The organism is Leisingera sp. ANG-M1 (assembly GCF_000813745.1).
Classification (GTDB): domain Bacteria; phylum Pseudomonadota; class Alphaproteobacteria; order Rhodobacterales; family Rhodobacteraceae; genus Leisingera.
Genome location: NZ_JWLC01000009.1, coordinates 1 through 2,500, shown reverse-complemented (window position 1 = coordinate 2,500; position 2,500 = coordinate 1). Strand labels below are relative to the sequence as shown.

At 55.2% G+C, this 2,500-nt stretch carries 1 rRNA gene (cut by a window edge); it reads left to right on the top strand.

What is annotated here, in order from left to right:
- A 23S ribosomal RNA gene (locus RA19_RS08775) occupies positions 1-2,324 on the top strand; it begins 504 nt to the left of the window's first position.
- Positions 2,325-2,500 lie beyond the last annotated feature (176 nt).

The following is a 2,500-nucleotide window of genomic DNA, read 5'->3' as shown; positions in this document are numbered from 1 at the left end:
CCCCGGCGAGGGGAGTGAAACAGTACCTGAAACCGAACGCCTACAATCAGTTGGAGGCCCCTTGAGGGCTGACAGCGTACCTTTTGTATAATGGGTCATCGACTTGGTCTTACGAGCAAGCTTAAGCCGTTAGGCGGAGGCGCAGCGAAAGCGAGTCTTAATAGGGCGCATGAGTTCGTGGGATCAGACCCGAAACCGAGTGATCTAGGCATGGCCAGGTTGAAGGTGCGGTAACACGCACTGGAGGACCGAACCCACATCTGTTGAAAAAGATCGGGATGAGCTGTGCCTAGGGGTGAAAGGCCAATCAAACTCGGAGATAGCTGGTTCTCTGCGAAATCTATTTAGGTAGAGCGTCATCCGAATACCCCGGGGGGTAGAGCACTGGATGGGTAATGGGGCCCCACAGGCTTACTGATCCTAACCAAACTCCGAATACCCGGGAGTACTAGATGGCAGACACACTGCGGGTGCTAACGCCCGTAGTGGAGAGGGAAACAACCCTGACCTCCGGCTAAGGCCCCCAATTCATGGCTAAGTGGGAAAGCAGGTGGGATGTCCAAAACAACCAGGAGGTTGGCTTAGAAGCAGCCATCCTTTAAAGATAGCGTAACAGCTCACTGGTCTAAATAAGACGTCCTGCGGCGAAGATGTAACGGGGCTCAAGCCATGAGCCGAAGCCGAGGATGCACATAGTGCATGGTAGCAGAGCGTAGTGTGACATAGTCTCATTCCTCCTTAGATCCTCCGGGATCATTGGAGGAGAGAGGCTTTCGATGAAGCCGGGGCGTGAGCCATCCGGTGGAGAGATCACTAGCGAGAATGATGACATGAGTAGCGACAAAGAGTGTGAGAGACACTCTCGCCGAAAGTCCAAGGGTTCCTGCTTAAAGCTAATCTGAGCAGGGTAAGCCGGCCCCTAAGCCGAGGCCGAAAGGCGTAGGCGATGGGAACCAGGTTAATATTCCTGGGCCAGGAGGATGTGACGGATTGTGAAGGTAGTTCGCTCTTATCGGATTGAGCGGGCTGCTGATCAGTCCCTGGAAATAGCCCTCCATCAGACCGTACCCTAAACCGACACAGGTGGACTGGTAGAGAATACCAAGGCGCTTGAGAGAACGATGTTGAAGGAACTCGGCAAAATACCTCCGTAAGTTCGCGAGAAGGAGGCCCGGGTTCAAGGCAACTTGGATCCGGGGGCACAAACCAGGGGGTGGCGACTGTTTATTAAAAACACAGGGCTCTGCGAAGCCGCAAGGCGACGTATAGGGTCTGACGCCTGCCCGGTGCCTGAAGGTTAAAAGGAGGGGTGAGAGCTCCGAATTGAAGCCCAGGTAAACGGCGGCCGTAACTATAACGGTCCTAAGGTAGCGAAATTCCTTGTCGGGTAAGTTCCGACCTGCACGAATGGCGTAACGACTTCCCCGCTGTCTCCAACATCGACTCAGCGAAATTGAATTGCCTGTCAAGATGCAGGCTTCCCGCGGTTAGACGGAAAGACCCCGTGCACCTTTACTACAGCTTCGCACTGGCATCAGGATTGTGATGTGCAGGATAGGTGGTAGGCATCGAAACCGGAACGCAAGTACCGGTGGAGCCTCCCTTGAGATACCACCCTTCGCACTCTTGATGTCTAACCGCGGTCCGTTATCCGGATCCGGGACCCTGCGTGGCGGGTAGTTTGACTGGGGCGGTCGCCTCCTAAAGAGTAACGGAGGCGCGCGAAGGTTGGCTCAGAGCGGTCGGAAATCGCTCGTTGAGTGCAATGGCAGAAGCCAGCCTGACTGCGAGACTGACAAGTCGAGCAGAGACGAAAGTCGGCCATAGTGATCCGGTGGTCCCGCGTGGAAGGGCCATCGCTCAACGGATAAAAGGTACGCCGGGGATAACAGGCTGATACTGCCCAAGAGTCCATATCGACGGCAGTGTTTGGCACCTCGATGTCGGCTCATCTCATCCTGGGGCTGGAGCAGGTCCCAAGGGTACGGCTGTTCGCCGTTTAAAGAGGTACGTGAGCTGGGTTTAGAACGTCGTGAGACAGTTCGGTCCCTATCTGCCGTGGGTGTAGGATACTTGAGAGGAGTTGCCCCTAGTACGAGAGGACCGGGGTGAACGATCCACTGGTGGACCTGTTGTTGCGCCAGCAGCAGTGCAGGGTAGCTATGATCGGACAGGATAACCGCTGAAGGCATCTAAGCGGGAAGCCCCCCTCAAAACAAGGTATCCCTGAGGGCCGTGGAAGACCACCACGCCGATAGGCCGGAGGTGTAAGCGCAGCAATGCGTTCAGCTGACCGGTACTAATCGCCCGATAGGCTTGATTTGATCCAGTAACAGACAGTGTTGCAAGGAACCAAATAAGCAAACATCCCTTTGACCTGGACATGTTGATTGTATTGCCTTCCGCTCGTGGAAACGTCTCGTGACGTAACTCAGGTGCGGCAACGCATGTTTGCTTCGCAAACACGCTGCCTGCCGCCAAATCCACTTGCCGAAGGCAA